General features: G+C 65.6%; 13 protein-coding genes, 3 tRNA genes and 1 pseudogene. 7 read left to right on the top strand and 10 right to left on the bottom strand.

Going from position 1 to position 16,694, the window contains the following annotated elements:
- Positions 1–4 precede the first annotated feature (4 nt).
- Both CKW06_RS16320 and CKW06_RS16315 read right to left on the bottom strand, forming a co-directional pair.
- On the bottom strand, positions 5–934 hold the full coding sequence (locus tag CKW06_RS16320; RefSeq protein ID WP_024958080.1) for an ImmA/IrrE family metallo-endopeptidase: 930 nt from the start codon (positions 932–934) through the stop codon (positions 5–7).
- Positions 935–947: 13 nt separating this feature from the next.
- Entirely contained in the window at positions 948–1,277 is a 330-nt protein-coding gene (locus CKW06_RS16315) for a helix-turn-helix domain-containing protein (protein ID WP_020200576.1), read from the bottom strand.
- Between the two features lie 244 nt (positions 1,278–1,521).
- Between CKW06_RS16315 and CKW06_RS16310 the strand changes: the two genes are divergently transcribed.
- Both CKW06_RS16310 and CKW06_RS24005 read left to right on the top strand, forming a co-directional pair.
- Complete coding sequence (locus CKW06_RS16310; RefSeq protein ID WP_024958081.1) at positions 1,522–2,757, top strand: hypothetical protein; 1,236 nt, start codon at positions 1,522–1,524, stop codon at positions 2,755–2,757.
- 3 nt (positions 2,758–2,760) lie between these two features.
- Positions 2,761–3,711, top strand: coding sequence for a hypothetical protein (locus CKW06_RS24005; protein ID WP_024958082.1), 951 nt, complete (start codon positions 2,761–2,763; stop codon positions 3,709–3,711).
- Positions 3,712–3,974: 263 nt separating this feature from the next.
- On the opposite strand, the gene CKW06_RS16300 is transcribed toward CKW06_RS24005, so the two are convergent.
- Together CKW06_RS16300 and CKW06_RS16295 are read right to left on the bottom strand one after the other, a co-directional pair.
- Positions 3,975–4,050: transfer RNA gene (locus tag CKW06_RS16300), tRNA-Phe, on the bottom strand.
- A 72-nt stretch (positions 4,051–4,122) separates the two neighbouring features.
- Positions 4,123–4,198, bottom strand: a tRNA-Phe gene (locus CKW06_RS16295).
- Positions 4,199–4,534: 336 nt separating this feature from the next.
- On the opposite strand from CKW06_RS16295, the gene CKW06_RS16290 reads away from it, so the two are divergent.
- Entirely contained in the window at positions 4,535–5,560 is a 1,026-nt protein-coding gene (locus CKW06_RS16290) for an NADP-dependent oxidoreductase (RefSeq protein ID WP_024958083.1), read from the top strand.
- A gap of 73 nt (positions 5,561–5,633) precedes the next feature.
- Here the strand turns inward: CKW06_RS16290 and CKW06_RS16285 are convergent.
- Positions 5,634–6,476: pseudogene (locus tag CKW06_RS16285) on the bottom strand (bifunctional transcriptional activator/DNA repair enzyme AdaA).
- A gap of 132 nt (positions 6,477–6,608) precedes the next feature.
- On the opposite strand from CKW06_RS16285, the gene CKW06_RS16280 reads away from it, so the two are divergent.
- Positions 6,609–7,370: an SDR family oxidoreductase gene (locus CKW06_RS16280; protein WP_024958084.1), complete on the top strand. Its 762-nt coding sequence runs from the start codon at positions 6,609–6,611 to the stop codon at positions 7,368–7,370.
- 6 nt (positions 7,371–7,376) lie between these two features.
- Here CKW06_RS16280 and CKW06_RS16275 read toward each other — a convergent pair whose 3' ends face one another.
- Positions 7,377–7,862: a hypothetical protein gene (locus CKW06_RS16275; protein WP_024958085.1), complete on the bottom strand. Its 486-nt coding sequence runs from the start codon at positions 7,860–7,862 to the stop codon at positions 7,377–7,379.
- A 161-nt stretch (positions 7,863–8,023) separates the two neighbouring features.
- Between CKW06_RS16275 and CKW06_RS23750 the strand changes: the two genes are divergently transcribed.
- Complete coding sequence (locus CKW06_RS23750) at positions 8,024–8,194, top strand: hypothetical protein (RefSeq protein ID WP_005410406.1); 171 nt, start codon at positions 8,024–8,026, stop codon at positions 8,192–8,194.
- A gap of 61 nt (positions 8,195–8,255) precedes the next feature.
- Here the strand turns inward: CKW06_RS23750 and CKW06_RS16270 are convergent.
- A tRNA-Ala gene (locus tag CKW06_RS16270) sits at positions 8,256–8,331 on the bottom strand.
- A 237-nt stretch (positions 8,332–8,568) separates the two neighbouring features.
- Here CKW06_RS16270 and CKW06_RS16265 point away from each other — a divergent pair.
- Positions 8,569–10,899: a TonB-dependent receptor gene (locus CKW06_RS16265; RefSeq protein ID WP_024958086.1), complete on the top strand. Its 2,331-nt coding sequence runs from the start codon at positions 8,569–8,571 to the stop codon at positions 10,897–10,899.
- An 88-nt stretch (positions 10,900–10,987) separates the two neighbouring features.
- Here the strand turns inward: CKW06_RS16265 and CKW06_RS16260 are convergent, their stop codons facing one another.
- The 3 genes from CKW06_RS16260 to rnd form a co-directional block, all read right to left on the bottom strand.
- Positions 10,988–13,060 (bottom strand): DUF4034 domain-containing protein, encoded by a 2,073-nt coding sequence (locus CKW06_RS16260; RefSeq protein WP_024958087.1) that lies wholly within the window; start codon positions 13,058–13,060, stop codon positions 10,988–10,990.
- 215 nt (positions 13,061–13,275) lie between these two features.
- Positions 13,276–13,530, bottom strand: coding sequence for a hypothetical protein (locus tag CKW06_RS24000; protein WP_231910794.1), 255 nt, complete (start codon positions 13,528–13,530; stop codon positions 13,276–13,278).
- A 68-nt stretch (positions 13,531–13,598) separates the two neighbouring features.
- Positions 13,599–14,678: a ribonuclease D gene (rnd, locus tag CKW06_RS16250; protein WP_024958088.1), complete on the bottom strand. Its 1,080-nt coding sequence runs from the start codon at positions 14,676–14,678 to the stop codon at positions 13,599–13,601.
- Positions 14,679–14,762: 84 nt separating this feature from the next.
- On the opposite strand from rnd, the gene CKW06_RS16245 reads away from it, so the two are divergent.
- Positions 14,763–16,655 (top strand): formylglycine-generating enzyme family protein, encoded by a 1,893-nt coding sequence (locus CKW06_RS16245; protein ID WP_024958089.1) that lies wholly within the window; start codon positions 14,763–14,765, stop codon positions 16,653–16,655.
- Positions 16,656–16,694: the final 39 nt, after the last annotated feature.

The raw sequence follows: 16,694 nt of genomic DNA, 5'->3' as shown, positions 1-16,694 counted from the left end.
GGACTCACCGTACTGGCAATTGCCCGTTCGAGACGAACTGATCGAAGCTGTCAAAGCTCTCGCCGTCTTGCCAAGACCGATCCCATGACCGTGGTTCAGCACTTTCCAGTAGCAAAAGGGTCAGGACGCGATCTCCTGTGGTGTAGCTGTGCTTGAACTCGCGCAACTTCATGTGTGGTGCCTCCTCCGGGCACCAGATCGCGGCAGACATCTCCGTGCCATCCCACTCCTGCTCAACGGTGGAATCAGCAGCCAGGGTGCCGGGTAATGGTTCCTGCGGATCGTCAGTGCGCCGAATGCGGGCGCGCGTCTTGACCGCGCTGCTGCTGCGCCATTCGTACTTCACGAAGCCGTTGTCCCAATAGACAAGGATTGCCCGCTGCGTGGTGAATTTGATGAACCGAATGCATAGCGCCTCGAACGACACCTGGAACCGTTTGGCAAGGGCGCTCAGGACATGCAAGTCGATGCGCTGGTTCGAGATCCACTCGCGCAGCAAGTCGCCAGGCATCAGCAGGTTGCTGGCAAAGTCGTCCGCCTCACGTTCGATGACACGGATAGTGTCAGCGCCGGAGTACACGCTTTCCTTGTCGCAGTTGAAACTTTGCCGCTGATCGCGGTGAAGGATGAAGTGGCCCAGTTCGTGAGCGATGGTGAAACGCTGGCGTTCGGGGTTTGCCTTGCCGTTATAGAAGATGCCCCACTCTGCGGTGTCCTGTGGGTTGCGCACCAACATGCCTTCGCAGCTATTGATGTCCAGCACCATCGGGGCCTTGATCTCCCGCACCCCTTTGCCGTAAGGCGTCTCTGGAAGCATTTGCCGGACGACTTCCAGATCCACGGCATCCGGCATGCCGTCGGCGTGCCACGCCCGCAACCATCTCAAGACGGTGCTGGCCGCGATGGAACCGGTTAGGGGCTGGGATGAGCTCAATTGTCAGACCGCCTTAGTTCTTGTCGGGGAACATGATTTTGAGTGCCTGACGGTAACGATCCTTCTCCTCGTCCGTCATTCCAGCGTACTCGCGGAAGAAGGCCACATCTTCTGGACTGGCCTGAGGAACCTGTTCAATGGGCTCGCCCATGATGTCCTCCATCGTCACGCCCAGCACCCTGGCCAAGGCCTGGACCCGTTCAGCGGAGGGACGCTGGCCGTCCTTCATCTCCAGTTCCCATATATACGCCTTGGTACAGCCGACTTCGTCGGCGACCTGTTGCAAGGTCAATTTCTTCGCCTCGCGTAAGCGTCGCAGGCGTGCTCCGAACGCTGAAGCCATAGCGATGCTCCTGTAGGGGAAAACAGTCAGTTAACAAAAACAAGACCGCTAGTATAGCTGCGAGATACAAATAACGTCTAGATGTGCCGCTTTGATTGACAAGCGGAAATCTGAGGTTCAGAATTGCGCTTGTATCTCGCTGCTTTACTTGTGCGAGGTGCGTGTTCAGTAACCTAGTCGCTGGCCAGTGCAGTCCGTACATCGGTCGCAGACCTTCGACGCCGATCCAGAAAGGACGATCAAGATGAAGAAGACCTTTGTCGACGTGATGCTCGAGCTGCCGGTGGACGCCACGCTGCGCGACTTCCTGACCACCCACAGCCTGCCAGTGCCCGATGGCTTTGCCTGGGATGACACACCGGAGACCAGTCAGTTTTTGGTCGAAGCGGTCAAAGTCTGGCCCGACATTGCTGCCCGCGACCGGATGACGGCCAACCTCATGGCCAGCGTTCAGTTGGGCGATGCGGCTGGTAAGCAGGCGATGTTTGAGGCGGCCGTGGCCGATGGTGCTGCGCTTGCGGGTTTGGCGCTGTGTGCAAGCGACATCCACCGTTCCTTCTGGCTCTACGTCCACCACCCGGCACTGTTCGAGCGTGCCTATGACTTCAGCTTTTGGGAACAGCATGGGCAACAGACACAGCAATACGATCTTGGCCTGAAACGCCAACCGAACGGTTCGGATGCCAATCTGACCGCGTTGCGTCACGCCATCTCGGCCTTCTACAAGCGCGAACTCCAATGCGGAGACGGCAGCGTGGCGCACTTGGTCGAGCGCAGCCCGGGCGTGTTCCTGCTGTCGGTCCATGTCAAGGACATGGCGATGCTGCGTCTGGAGTTCGAGGGAGCGACCCTGAAACGCCGGGTCGGCAACCCCAACATCCACATGGTGCTGGAGTACGCCAAGTCCACCGGTGTGGTGCGCACGCTGGTGCGCGGCGGCGCAAAGTATCAGCAAATGCTGGTCGAGGCCTTTGCGGAACATGTGCTGGGCGTGAAAGCAAGCGCTCACAAGATCAAGTCGCCGACTCTGGATCTGTCGATGCTGCGCACCGGGTTCGATGTGCCGGATGCGTTCGAGGACGGCTTCTCGATGGTTCAGTTGAAGGCACTCACCCTGCTCAGCCCTGACACGGCGCTGAAGATCGAATGCACGGCGATGCAATCCAGCCAGCAACGCTCGGTGCACGATTTGCTGAAGGAAAAGCTGCCGGGCCCGCTGGAGGGGCAGTGGGCGGTGACGGCGGCGCAGGTAAATCTCTACTACCCACCCGAGCCGGGCAGGACTCGCCCCAAGGTGGTCACCATCGAAGTGACCAGCAAAGGGCGGCTGAACCTGCACAAGTTCGACGCCAAGATGCAGGCGCAGCTGGAAGGCTACTTGGTTGCGGTGGGCATCTTGCAGAAGGGCCAGACCCTCAGCGCCCAGGAGTTGCCGCCGGAGACCGACCCAGTCAGTTCTTCATCCGCTTTCGAGGACTGACCAATGACGACGCACGATGCCTGGGCCCTGGTTTGCCGACTGTTCGCAGGCGGCACGCCGGTGCTGCGGGCCACGCTGTCGCCACGCGAGGTATCTGCTTTGTCTATGCTCGGCAAAACCGTCAGGCCAACAGTGGTGGATCAGTTTTTTGTGCTCTGTCCCCACTGTCAGCAGCATCGGGCGCAGGTCTGGGGCGATGGACGGGGCGGTCGAATCTGCCGGTGCCCGGAGTGTGGCCAGGTTCCTGTCGAGGCAATCGACGGTGCGGCGTTGGCCCTGGACGAAGACTGGCTGCGGCAGAAAATGCGCCTCGCGCTCGACATCGAGAGCCGCGACGACATCGATGACTTGGGCGACGGTGCTTGGCGGCTCGGCAATGCCCGCAGCTCGCCGGTCGTGCTGGCCCGAGAGCTGACGAGAGTGCTGCATGAGCCGTCCTTGCTGGATCGTGTTCGGGTGGCGGGAAGCAACATCCGGGTAATCACCCCCAGGCCGCGCACGACCCGTGGATCGCCCTTCTGCTCCGGTGTGGAATGGCTGGCGCTGGAAGAACGATTCACGTTCTATGGCGGCGGGATCGCCTTCATCCCTTCGATACCGTCTGTAGCGCCAGCAGTGGCCGATCCGGCCGCACCTGTGAACGGGCCATTCTCGGCGGACTTCAAGTGGGCGACGCTGCCGGACGTGCAGGCAACGCCGATCCGGTTCACCGATGGTCAGGCCAAAGTGTTCGAGTCGCTGTGGTCGTTCAAGGGGGGCGAGGTGGACGGCGAAAGGGTCATGCAGCGTGCCGGCCAGAAGAGCGACAAGCCAATTGACCTGTTCAAGATCAAGTCGAAGGACAAGGGCAAGCCGGAGCACGAGGCGAGGCTGGCGGCCTACGGAGCACTCGTCGTCACGCAGCAACGCGCAGGCTTGTACTCCATGCCTTGCGCGGCGGCTGTGTTGGCGTGATGGATTGCTGCTCCAAGCCCACCCGACAACGAATGGCAATGGCACGCGCGCAAATGATGGTCGCAAAAGGCCATGTGCGTGTGCCACGGCGAAGAAGTTAGCGCCGATTTCGAGAGAAGAGAGGGCGGAACGGAGGGCAACCGGGGATGTTCCTGCCAGGCCACAGGAGCCTGGTCGCACACGCAGAATGTGCGGGAACCCCGCGTGTCATGCGGGAAGCACAAATGAAAACGCCCAACTGAGAACAGTTGGGCGCTGAATTTTGGTGGCCGAAGACGGAATCGAACCGCCGACACGGGGATTTTCAATCCCCTGCTCTACCAACTGAGCTACTCGGCCAAATTGTGTGGAACCGTGATCAAACCCGGTTTCCGGAAAAAAAAGACCCGCATTTCTGCAGGCCTTCGAAAGTGGTGGCCGAAGACGGAATCGAACCGCCGACACGGGGATTTTCAATCCCCTGCTCTACCAACTGAGCTACTCGGCCACATGTTTCGTTGCAGCGAGGTCGCTGCCAAGGACGCGTATATTACGGAGGTCGGCTGCCTTCGGCAAGCGTTTTGCCAAGATTTCTTCACATTGCCGTCTGCGGGCTCGCAAGTGCTTGATCCTCCGTTGTGGGACGGGGGCGTGGTCAGTCGATCATCGTCTGCGGTGGAAATCAGCAGATCGCCGCGATCGCCAAAGCTGCAAGGCCAAGGGCTGCGCCGGACCCGCGCCGCGCCGGTCCATGGAACGCTGTTTTCATGGCCGTTGCCGGCGATCGTTGCGGCGTAGTGTCGGCATTCCTTTCCTGATGCTGGCAACAGCAGAGCCGGTCACCATGTCCGATTCCCTCGCTACCTCCCGTATCGTGCTGGCCTCGCGTCCGCAGGGCGCACCAAGCGCGGCCAACTTCCGCCTGGAACAGGCTGCGCTGCCGGCATTGGGGGATGGCGAAGTGCTGCTGCGCAACCGCTACCTGTCGCTGGACCCGTACATGCGCGGACGCATGGACGAGGGCCCGTCGTACGCCGCGCCGGTGGCGGTGGGCGCGGTGATGGAAGGGCAGACCGTGGCCGAAGTGCTGCGATCCAGCGCCGAAGGTGTGGCGGTCGGAGATCTGCTGCTGGCGCCGGGTGGCTGGCAGACCCACGCAGTGCTGCCGGCCAAGGCGCTGGGGCGTCGGCTGGATCCGGCCGGACTGCCGCTGAGTACCGCGCTGGGGGTATATGGCATGCCCGGCTTCACCGCCTATTCCAGCCTGCACGAAATCGCCCGTTTGAAGCCGGGTGAGACGCTGGTGGTAGCTGCCGCGACCGGGCCGGTGGGCGCGACCGTCGCCCAGCTGGCCAAGCTGCAGGGCGCGCGCGTGGTCGCCATCGCCGGTGGCGAAGCCAAGCGTGCCTACCTGCAGACGCTGGGCGTGGACGTGGCGCTGGATCATCGCGCGGCTGATTTTGCCGATCAACTGCGCGCGGCAGTGCCCGCCGGCATCGACGTGTACTTCGAGAATGTCGGTGGCCATGTGCTGGATGCAGTGCTGCCGCTGCTCAACGACTTCGCCCGCATTCCGGTGTGCGGCACCATCGCCACCTACAACGAGCGGGGCATCGAGCAGCCCGGCCCGGACCGGTTGCCCGCACTGTTCAGCCAGATCCTGCGCCAGCGCCTGACCGTGCGTGGTTTCATCGTGCACGACTTCAACCACCTGTGGCCGGACTTCGAACGCGAGATGCGGCAGTGGCTGCGCGAAGGTCGCATCCAGTACCGCGAGGATGTGGTGGAAGGGCTGGAGAATGCGCCGGAGGCGTTCTTCGGGCTGTTGCAGGGGCGCAACTTCGGCAAGTTGGTGGTGAAGCTGGATTGAGGGCTTGGTGGTGTGCCGACCAAGGTCGGCACCTGCCGGAAGCTGAGCGTGCCGATCAAGGTCGGCACCTGCTTCAGGCAGTCGAGGCCTTTTCCCGGCGCAGCAGTTCGCGCTTGCGCGCTACGCCCCACGCATAGCCGGACAGGTCGCCGTCGCGGCGCACCACGCGGTGGCAGGGCACCGCCACCGCCAGCGGGTTGCTCGCGCATGCGCGGGCAACCGCACGGCTCGAGCGCGGGGCGCCGATGCGCGCGGCGACATCCGCATACGACGCAGTCTGCCCGCGCGGAATCTGCTGCAGTGCCTGCCACACCCGTTGCTGGAACGCGGTGCCGCGGATATCCAGCGGCAGCGTGGCGCCTCGCGAAGGATCCTCGACCAGGCCTACCACCTGTGCCACCAGTTGCTCATAGCCCTGGTCGGCACCGACCAGTTCGGCCTGGCGGAAGCGTTGCTGCAATGACTGCAGCAGCGTCTCCGGATCGTCGCCGAGCAGGATCGCAACCACGCCGGTGGCACTGCTGGCCACCAGCACGCTGCCCAGTGAGCTTTCGGCAAGCGCGAAGTGGATGACTTCGCCGCGACCACCTGCGCGCCATTGCTTGGGAGTCATGCCCAGCAACTTCGGTGCGTTCTCGTAGAAGCGTCCACTGGAACCGAAGCCGGCATCGTGGAAGGCATCGGTGATGCGCTCCTATTGTTCCAGTCCGGTGCGCAGGCGGTCGGCGCGCAGCGCGGCGGCGTACTGCTTGGGGGTCAGCCCGGTGGCCTGCTTGAAAAGACGATGCAGGCGCGTCGGGCTGCAGCCGGCGATGTCGGCCAGCTCCTGCAGCGAAGGTTCGTCGAGGCTCGCCTGAAGGTGGCGGCAGACCCGTTCGACGCGGGCATCGAAGGCGGTGGTGGCGGTACTGTCCATGGCCGGATTCTGGCACGTGCCGGTGCTGCGGAAACTCCGTTTCCTGCACCGACGGGCCAGGCCCGGAAACGGAGTGTCGGCAGGGGAGATGCGCGGCATCGTGGCGGCCACTTCACAACCGGTACTGCCACCATGCGCCTGAACAACAAGATCGCCCTCATCACCGGAGCCAGCGCCGGCATCGGCCGCGCCGCCGCGCTGCGCTTCGCCGCCGAAGGGGCGAAGCTGGTGCTCAACGCACGGCGGCCGGAGCCGCTGCAGGCGCTGGCCGAGCAGATCCGTGCCGCCGGCGGCGAGGTGGTGGTGCATGCCGCCGACGTGGCGGATCCGGCCACGGCCCCGGCACTGGTCGATCTGGCCCGGCAGTCATTTGGTGGCCTGGACATCGCGCTCAACAATGCCGGCATGCTCGGGCCGGGCGTGCCGGCAGCGGAGTTCCCGGTGGACGCCTGGCGCGAGGTGATGGCGACCAATCTGGATGCGGCCTTCCATGCCGCACGCGCGCAGTTGCCGGCACTGCTGGCGCGCGGGGGCGGCTCGCTGGTGTTCGTTGGCACTTTCGTCGGCCACACGGTGGGCTTCCCCGGCATGGCGGCCTATGCGTCGAGCAAGGCCGGGCTGATCGGCCTGAGCCAGGTGATCGCCGCCGAATACGGTGCGCGCGGCGTGCGCAGCAACGTGCTGCTGCCCGGTGGCACCGATACCGAGATGGGCCGGCAGGCGGCACCGACCGGCGATGCGCGCGACTTCGTGCGCTCGCTGCACGCACTGAAGCGCATGGCCGAGCCGGAGGAGATCGCCAACGCGGCGCTGTTCCTGGCCAGCGATGAAAGCAGTTTCGTTACCGGAACCGCGATGCGTGTGGAGGGCGGGGTATCGATCACCCGCACCTGAGCACGGTCACCGACGTGGCCGGTAGCGGATACCGCTGCTGGCCATGAAGCCCTTCGGATCGAAGCGGGCCCATGCCTCGCCCCAGTCGAAGCGGGCGTGGCCGCCGGCCAGCTTGCGCCCCAGCGCCGCACCCAGCGTGCGGCGCATGAAGGTGACTTCGGCATCGATCGCGGCCTGGGTCGGCCAGCCGTCTTCCAACGTTGCACCGGGTAGATCGACGCCCATCGTCACCATGTCGAGCTGTTGCCCGTGGAAGCACAGGCTGATGCCAGCGGGCGCGCCGCCCAGGCTGAGCCGGTGCAGGCTGAGCCAGACGTAGCCGGTGCCGACATCGCGCTCGCCATGCATCAGCGTGACGAAGGCGACACGCGCCTCATCCCGTGCCAGGGTGGGGCCGATCAGAGTCGGCAGATTGCCGAGCTGGATGCTGCCGTCGGTCGCATCAATGATCATCGGCACGGCGTGTGCTGCGCGCTGGGCAGAAGAGGGCATGGCGTACCGGTGGGCGTTGTTCCTCGGATTCTGGCTGCGCGGGGGCAGTGGCGGCAAGCCAGTGCCTGCACATGACGTTGGCGCAGGACTGACCTGTGGATTACCCGCCAGCCTCTAGCGTGGTGCACAGCGTTGGCCTGCCGCCGACGAGGGAGTTTTCGATGAACGAGCGAGACAAGGATCAGGACCCGAAGCAGGGCGTCCAGGAAAGCCGCCAGGACAGGAAGCAGGACGATGTGGCCAAGCAGCGGCCCGGGCAGCGCGACCAACAGGTGCGCGATGCGCACTCACGCGGCCCGCAGCGCAAGGACGGCGACCAGGAGCCGGCCTGAGTTGCCGGCGCTGAAAAGAAAAACCCGCAGATCACGGAGATCTACGGGTTCTTCTGCATAGTGGTGGAGCCAAGGAGGATCGAACTCCTGACCTCGTCATTGCGAACGACGCGCTCTCCCAGCTGAGCTATGGCCCCACGGCAGGGCTTCAGTCTAGCCAAGCGCCTGCCGCTTGCCAAGCCGATCAAAGGAATTTCGTGTCGAGACGCGAGGCACATCAGCGGGTGACTGTGCCGAAACCGCTTGTTTCGCCGGGTTTGGGCGCCGCGCAACGAAATCGTAACAATTTGGGGGATAATGGCGGCTTGCGCAGTTCTCCTCCTTTTTGCCGCCCGGCTCGCGCAGGCCGCACGGACGCCTCCTCAGAGCATTTCATGCCCTCCCATTCCGATTCCCGCCGCCTGTCGGGTCTGTCGTCTTCCTTCGTTTCCTTCCGCCGCCATCCGCTGGCCCTGGCCTGTGCCGGCCTGGCTCTGGTCGGGAGCTTCGGTGCCGCCGCGCAGGACAGCGCGCCGACCCCGACCGGGCTGGACACGATCACCGTGACCGCCGAACACCGCGAGCAGAACCTGCAGGAAGTGCCGGTCTCGGTGGGCGTGGTGCAGGGCGAGCGCATGCGCGACTTCACCGCCGGCGGCGATGACACCCTGCTGGCGCTGTCCGGCCGCGTGCCGAGCCTGTATGCGGAAACCACCACCGGCCGCATCTTCCCGCGCTTCTACATCCGCGGCCTGGGCAACATCGACTTCTACCTGGGTGCCTCGCAGCCGGTGTCGATCATCCAGGACGACGTGGTGCTGGAGCACGTGGTGCTGAAGTCCAACCCGGTCTATGACGTCGACCAGGTGGAAGTGCTGCGCGGCCCGCAGGGTTCGCTGTTCGGCCGCAACACCACCGCCGGCATCGTCAAGTTCGACACCCTGAAGCCGACCCAGGATTACACCGGCCGCGTCAGTGCCAGCTATGCGACCTATAACAGCGTGTCGATCGACGGCGGCTTCGGCGGCCCGATCAACGACATCGCCTCGTTCCGCGTGTCGGCCCTGTACCAGCACCGCGACGACTACGTCGACAACACCTACCGCGGCCCGAGCGCCGACGGCACGGTCAGCCCAAAGAAGAACGCCATGGGCGGCTTCGATGACCGCAACGTACGCGCGCAGCTGCTGCTGACCCCGAGCGACCAGTTCTCGATCCTGGCCTCGGCCCACGCCCGTGATTACGAGGGCACCTCGACCCTGTTCCTGCGCGGTGCGCTGACCAAGGGCTCGAACAAGACCGACGTGCCGCGTGACAAGGTCGCCTACGACGAAGCCGACAACAACCCGCAGGCCTACAAGACCTACGGCGGCTCGGTGAAGGCGCGTTACGACTTCGGCGCGATCGACTTCACCTCGATCACCGCCTACGAAACCACCTCCGGCTACAGCCGCGGCGACACCGACGGCGGCGCCGCGGTGAACTTCCCGGTCAACGGCGTGCCGAACGGCTACGGCCAGTCGATGGGCCGCATCCGTGACCTGGACCAGTGGACCCAGGAATTCCGCCTGGCCAGCCATGATGACAGCGCCCTGCAGTGGCAGGCCGGTGCGTTCTACTTCAACGGCAGCGACACCACCGACTTCTACCAGCGCGCGTGGTTCCTGCAGGGCGCGGCCCGCAACCCGAACAACTGGGTGCGCCTGCGCAACAAGAATACCTCGTGGGCCGGTTTCGGCCAGATCAGCTACGCCTTCACCGACAAGTTCACCGTCACCGCCGGCCTGCGCCAGACCAAGGACGAGAAGCACACCCGCTTGCTGAAGACCGCTGACACTGCCGCTGGCGTGGTCACCTACAAGGGCCGCACCGACGTCAGGATGTCCGACACCACCCCGAGCTGGGATCTGAGCGCGATGTACCAGATCACGCCGGACGTGAGCGTCTACGCCAAGGTCGCGCGTGGCTTCCGCGGCCCGACCATCCAGGGGCGTTCGGCGGTGTTCAACGCCGATTTCACCACCGCCGATTCCGAGACCATCCTGTCCTGGGAAGCGGGCGTGAAGAGCAGCCTGTGGGACAACCGCCTGCGCCTGAACGCCACCGCGTTCACCTACACCGTCAACGACATCCAGCTCAACGGCAACGATTCGGACGGCAATGGCGTGCTGTTCAATGCCGACAAGGCCAAGGCCTACGGTTTCGAAGCGGACATGGAGCTGCGCCCGATCCCGAACCTGACCCTGAGCGCCGGCCTGAGCCTGTTGCACAGCGAGATCAAGGACAAGCGCGTGTACGCGCAGGTCTGCGGCCTCAACGGCCAGGTGGTGTGCACGGTGAATGACCCGACCATCAAGGTCGGTGCCAACACCTTCGCCCAGATCGACGGCAACCCGCTGCCGAACGCGCCGAAGTACAACGTCAACCTGGCCGCCCGCTACGACTTCCCGGTCAGCGACGCGGGCACCATGTTCGTGTCCACCGACTGGAACAAGCAGGGTTACACCAGCTTCGTGCTGTACGACAGCAAGGAGTTCAACTCCAAGGGCGACTTCGAGGGTGGCCTGAAGATCGGCTACTCGGGCAACTACGGTGCCTACGAAGTGGCGCTGTTCGCGCGCAACATCACCAACGAGAAGAACCTCAAGGGTGTGATCGAGAACTACATGGCCGCGGTCTACAACGAACCACGTACCGTCGGTGTCTCGCTGAACATGAACTGGTAATGCGCTGTCGCGACGGCGGAGCATCCCGCCATCGCACTGCTGGAATGCAAAGGGCGGCCCGGATTACCGGGCCGCCCTTTTCGTTGCTTCAGACCGCAGTGAGGTTGCTGTCCTGGCTGCGCTGGCCGAAGGTCAGGGCCCAGGTGGCGCTGTCCACCTGCTGCCGGTCCTGTTCCTGCTGCTTGCGTGCGCGGCTGGCACCGAACCAGCGGCCTTCGCCGTTGATCAGCGGTGCCATGCGTACCACGTCCACATACTCCGGATCGATCTCGCTGGCACGCTGCAGCCAGGTCAGGGCGAGGAATGCATTGGCCGGGACGCCGTTACCGAAGTGGTAGATGTCGGCCAGATAGCCGGCAGCCCACAGCTTGTCGTCGTCGTCGCCGCGCCACCACAGCGGAATCAAGGCGCGTTCGACCGCTTCGCGCTTGTGCGCGTCGTTCCGGCCATCGAATGCCAGGCAGGCCAGGTTGCGGCAGGTTGGGCCCCACACGCGCTCGCCGGCCTCGGCCTCATCCAGGCAGCGCAGGTACAGCTCGCGCGCACGCGCTTCATTCTCCGCGCCGCCTGCGGCGACGAGGCGTACGGCCAGGTTGTAGGTGGCGATCAGGTCGCCGCCTTCCACCGCACGCTCCTGCCAGTAGGCGGCCTTTTCCGCATCGGCGAACTGCGGTTGGTCGCGGCCACCGAGGCGGCCCTTGTACAGGTCGCACAGCGCCGACATCGCGCCGGCGTCGCCATCGTCCGCCATGCGCTGCAGCAGCGACAGGCCTGCGGCTTGCGAAACATCACAGAACAGATTGGCGGCGAACGTCACCGCCGAGGTGTCGTCCTGCTGCGCAAGCTTCAACGCGCGCTGCAGCAGGACACTGGCGCGTGTCGGGTCGCTGGCCTGGCCGAGCAGGCCATGCTCGATGGCGGTGGCGGCCCAGAGCAGGCCGATCGCCGAATCGCCTTCGCGCGCGGCATAGTCCACCACCTGTGCGAACAGTGCTTCGGCACCGTCGACATGGGCGAACGAGGTGCAGGCCTCGAGGTTGCTGAGCCCCTCATGCAGGACCACATCGCGGTCCAATGTCCATGCCTGCTGCAGATCTTCAAGCACCGCCTGCATGTGGTCCTGATCCCACTGCACGACGCCTTCGCTGTCTTCAACGCGGCCAAGACGGTAGCGCAGCCCGGCGCGCTGGGCCAGCACCTGCGCGCGCAGGTGGCGGTCCAGGTGCCAGTCGAGGATCTGCGTGTAGGCGCGCTCGTGCGCGGCCACGGCCTCGGCATCCTCACGGTGGGGCAGATCGCCCATCCAGTCCTGCTCCTTGTGCCACCGCAGCGCGTTGCTCTGCGCCAGTTCCAGGCCACGGCACCAGCTACCCTCGATGAAGTTCTCCATCGCCTCATGGCTGCCGCCCCAGCGCGGGTACAGGAAGTACAGGGTGTCCTCCAGCGTGGCCAGATCGTCCGGGCGCTGCTCCAGTACCAGGCGCATCCAGTACGCCAGTGGTGCGTCGAAATCGTCCTGGCTGCGCTCGCGCAGCAACGGGGGCAGCGTATCCGGCAGCGTCTGCAACGGCGTGCCGAAGCGCGACAGCAGCTGCAATGCCTTTGGCCAGGCTTGAGGGTAGTGCTCGGCCAGCGTGGCGTCATCGGATGCGGCGGGTTCCCCGGCCTGCAGCGCACGCAGCCAGTTCGGTTCGCGCAGGTAGCTGGTGATGCGCTTGATGCCATCCAGCGCCAACGCAGGTCGTGGCGACAGCGGCATCGCCTGCAGGTAGGCGTGCACGGCATGGTCGCGGGCCAGCTGCGCCGCCAGCCACTGGCTGTCTTCGACCAGTGCTGCAACATCGGCGCTGCGCAGTTCGCCGGCAGCGTCCTGCCAGCAGGCGCCCAGGCAAAGCCAGGCGTAGTAGCTGTCGGGGGCGGCCGAGGCCCACTGCTGGGCCTGTTGCAGGCGGGCTTCCAGCGTCAGCGTGGCGTCGTGCAGGTTGCGCAGCCGCCAGCGGATGCCGGGCAGCGCATTCTCTCCCTGCAGCCAGGCCAGCTCATGTGGAGCAAGCAACGCATCCAGTTCGGCATAGCGCCGTTCCTGCAGCGCAGTGCGCGCCTGCACGCGCCAGGCAAGGTCTTCGGGGGAAAGCCCGTCTTTTGCAAATCCGTTTGTCATTGCTGCAATCCAGCGAGTACGAGGCTGGACATTAGAAGCGCGGTCGTTAGCGGCGGCAAGCAGGACATGCGGCTGCCATGTCGGTGGCATTCAGCAGGAGGCTTGAAGGTGAATCCCGTCACCCGGAACAGGCGTTCGCGCTGCGGATCGTCCATGTGCAGCGGAAAGGCAAGCAGCAGCTCGGGCCGGTAGGCGAGTGTGCCCTGGCCCTGTCTCTACGCCTCGATTCCGGGAAATAGCCGTGCATCAGGGCGTGCGGATGCAGCCAGGGTTCGAGCTTGTCCTGCGCCGGCAGCGGGGGGCTGTTCGATCAGGCGTGCCGAAAGCGCGAGGTAGTGAACCGAACGGGCCAGGTCCAGCCCGCCCGTCAGTGCCGCGTAGGCGTTGAGCTGGCTGCTGCGATCCATGCAGGGGTGCCGCCGGCCAGCAGCGTGACGATCGTCCATCGCAATATGCCGGAAGAGGGCCATGCAGGCATGCAGCAATGTCCTTGTCGAGCATTGGCAGGGCCGCCCCGTGAGGCGGCCGATGCGGGTTGCTAGTTCGCCGGCAGCAGCGCCTGCAGGCGCGACTCCAGTTCCTGCTGGCGCCAGCCGGCCAGTGCGGCGGGCCATTGGCGACGTTCCAGATAGCTTTCCAGGTGCTTGCGCGAGGCAAGGATGCCATCTGGCAGTCCCAGTTCGCGGCTGCGTTCGGCCACGGCATCCTGCAGCTTCTTCAGCGCCTGCTTGTTGCTGTCGTTGGCCGGCAGCGCCAGCGGCGCGTCGGCTTCGTCGGCCAGCGGCGTGGACAGCGCCTGCCACACGGCGCCGGCCAGTTTGCGCGGTGCCTTTGGGAACTGCTCGAACAGCTTGCCCAGCGCTGCCTCGTCGGCCGGAGGCGTGCGCGCCAGAGTGGCGGCCAGTTCGTTGTCCAGGATCCAGCTTCGCGGGCGGTCGCTGCTGCGTGCCTGCACATCACGCCAGCGCAGCAGGCGCAACAGGCGGTGCTGCGCGGCGTCATCAAGGAACTGTGCCGAGCGCATCGCCAGGTGCGGCCAGCGATCTTCATCGTTGGCGACACTGGCCAGCAGGCGCTCGCCATCGTCGTGCAACCACTGCTGGCGGCCGAGCGCCTGCAGCCTGGCATCAATGGCGTCGTGCAGTGCGAACAGGTGCTCGACATCGTCGGCGGCGTACTGCAGCTGCGACTCGGACAGCGGGCGGCGCATCCAGTCCGAGCGGGTCTCGCCCTTGGCCAGCGCCACTCCGGTGATCTCCGCCACCAGCTTCTGGTAGCCCATACCGCCGCCGATGCCGGCCAGCGATGCCCCGATCTGGGTGTCGAACAGCGGTCGCGGCAGCACGCCGCAGGCCCACTTGAAGGCAACCAGGTCTTCGCTGGCGCTGTGCATTACCTTGGTGATGGATTCATCGGCCAGCCAATGCGCAAGCGCCTCGGTCATGCCGGGGATCAGCGGGTCGATGAGCAGGATGTCCTGCCCGACCGCCATCTGCACCAGGGCCAGCTGCGGCCAGTAGGTGCGTTCACGGATGAATTCGGTGTCCAGGCCGATGCGGGTCGGGCGCTGCTGGAAGTACGCTTCCAGCTCGGCGGGGGTGGTGATCCAGGTTGCCACGGGTCAGGGCCTACTACTCGGGTTTGCTCAGGCAGGGGAGAATAGCCTAACGTCGGTCCGCGTCTGTGCCGAAGGAGGCTCTGCTTGCGTTTTCCGTTGTCGCCCGTGTTGTGCACCGCCCTGGCCGTGGCCCTGGCCGGCTGCACGCCGTCGCCGTCCGCGCCGGCGGAACGGGCCGCCAGCGAAGAGGCGCGCGCGGCCGAGGGCGCCGACACCGGCGCCAATGCCAGTTCGCAGGCCGGGCAGGGCAGCGTGACCATCGCCGGTGAAGATGCCGCCGAGGACGTACAGCAGTGGACGCCGCCACGGGTGGACCGCCAGGGCCGCAGCCTTGCCCAGTTGCGGCGCGCCGCCGAGCAGGCGTTCGCTGAAGGCCGGCTCTATGAAGATGCGGATGCCGCCATTCCGCTGTGGCTGGCGGTGCAGGAAGAAGACCCGGATGACCGCCAGGCCCGGCTGGGCCTGCAGCGTGCCCGCCAGCGACTGCAGCAGCTGGCCGATGCCCTGCTGGTGCGGCCGCTGAAGCAGCGCGAGGCGCTGGCCGAGGCCAGCCGCCAGGCACTGGTGTTGCTGACCCTGTCGCCGAAGGACGAGCAGGTGCGTGCGCTGCAGGCGCGGGTGGAGCTGGCGCAACGGGTGGTGGCCTACAACCGTGCTGGCGAGGAGGACCTGCGCTCGGACCGTATCGGTGAGGATGGCGACGGTGCCATCGGCAACTTCCGTGAGGCGCTGGCGCTGGATGAAGACAACAGCCGCGCACGGCAGGGCCTGGCCGCAGCCGAGAGCGGGTTGATCCGCCGTGCCGAACAGGCTGCTCGGGCGCGCGATTTCGCCAGTGCGGGTACCTGGCTGGCCGAAGCCAGCAAAGTGCGCGATTCGTCGCCGACGATCGCCGACGCCTTCGAACGCATCGAGCAGATCCGCGCCGCCACGCTGCTGCAGCTGCGTGATGACGGACTGCTTGACCTTGCCACGCCACAAGGCCTGAAGCCGGCGCGCGAGAAGCTGGCCGAGGCGCTTCGCATCGCTCTGCCGGGTGATGCAGTGGTGGGCCAGCTTCGCGAGCGCATCGACCTGGCCACCCATTACGGGAGCTTCCGGCCGGGACAGGTGTTCAGTGATGCGATGCGCGATGGGGGGCGCGGACCGCAGATGGTGGTGGTGCCCCACGGTGGCTTCCAGATGGGTGCAGGCGATGCCGAGCCGGGCTCGAGTGATGCCGAGCGTCCGTCGCACTACGTGCGCTTCGATCGCGGCTTTGCCATGGCGATCACCGAGATCACCGTCAGCGATTTCGAGCGCTACGTGAAAGCCTCCAATGCGCGCCCGCGCGCGACCCGGCGTGGCCATTCGGTGGTCTACGACGAACGCAGCGGCAATTTCATCCGCCGCAGCGGCGTGGACTGGCGTTCCGACTACGACGGCGGTCGCGCGCTGGGCAACTCGCCGGTGATGCACGTCAGTGTGCGTGATGCCGAGAATTATGCGGCGTGGCTGTCCGAGCAGACTGGCCGCAGCTACCGGCTGCCCAGCGAAGCCGAGTTCGAGTACGCGCTGCGCGCTGGCAGCAGTGGCCGCTATCCGTGGGGCGATGCCGGCGTGCCGCCGCCAGGCAGCGGCAACTTCACCGGCAGCAAGGACGTTTCGCCTTCGGGACGGCACTGGCACAACGCGTTTATCGGGTACGGCGATGGCTGGTGGGGGCCGGCGCCGGTGGCCAGCTTCCAGGCCAATGCCTTCGGTCTGCACGATATGGGCGGCAACCTCAGCGAATGGGTGGCCGACTGCTGGCATGCCAGCTACCGCCGCGCACCGTCCGATGGCGTCGCCTGGTTCAACCCGGGCTGCCGGTCGCGGGTGATCCGCGGTGGCAACTGGGCCAATGCCCCCGAGCAGACCCGCGCGGCCTGGCGGCAGTCCCAGGATTCGGATACCACCAATGCCCGCATCGGCTTCCGCCTGGTGCGCGGCATCTGAGCGGCACCCGGCTTCACCCGCTGCGGGCAGCGGCGCACT

Origin of the sequence: Stenotrophomonas maltophilia (assembly GCF_900186865.1) — a bacterium.
GTDB classification, from domain to species: domain Bacteria; phylum Pseudomonadota; class Gammaproteobacteria; order Xanthomonadales; family Xanthomonadaceae; genus Stenotrophomonas; species Stenotrophomonas maltophilia.
Note: the sequence above shows the minus strand (reverse complement) of the source record. Positions and strands in the feature narration are given on the sequence as shown.

Coding starts and splice junctions, on each gene's coding strand:
- CKW06_RS16315 (WP_020200576.1), bottom strand. CDS start 1,277: ATGGCTTCAGCGTTCGGAGCACGCCTGCGACGCTTACGCGAGGCGAAG.
- CKW06_RS16310 (WP_024958081.1), top strand. CDS start 1,522: ATGAAGAAGACCTTTGTCGACGTGATGCTCGAGCTGCCGGTGGACGCC.
- CKW06_RS24005 (WP_024958082.1), top strand. CDS start 2,761: ATGACGACGCACGATGCCTGGGCCCTGGTTTGCCGACTGTTCGCAGGC.
- CKW06_RS16290 (WP_024958083.1), top strand. CDS start 4,535: ATGTCCGATTCCCTCGCTACCTCCCGTATCGTGCTGGCCTCGCGTCCG.
- CKW06_RS16280 (WP_024958084.1), top strand. CDS start 6,609: ATGCGCCTGAACAACAAGATCGCCCTCATCACCGGAGCCAGCGCCGGC.
- CKW06_RS16275 (WP_024958085.1), bottom strand. CDS start 7,862: ATGCCCTCTTCTGCCCAGCGCGCAGCACACGCCGTGCCGATGATCATT.
- CKW06_RS23750 (WP_005410406.1), top strand. CDS start 8,024: ATGAACGAGCGAGACAAGGATCAGGACCCGAAGCAGGGCGTCCAGGAA.
- CKW06_RS16265 (WP_024958086.1), top strand. CDS start 8,569: ATGCCCTCCCATTCCGATTCCCGCCGCCTGTCGGGTCTGTCGTCTTCC.
- CKW06_RS16260 (WP_024958087.1), bottom strand. CDS start 13,060: ATGACAAACGGATTTGCAAAAGACGGGCTTTCCCCCGAAGACCTTGCC.
- CKW06_RS24000 (WP_231910794.1), bottom strand. CDS start 13,530: ATGGCCCTCTTCCGGCATATTGCGATGGACGATCGTCACGCTGCTGGC.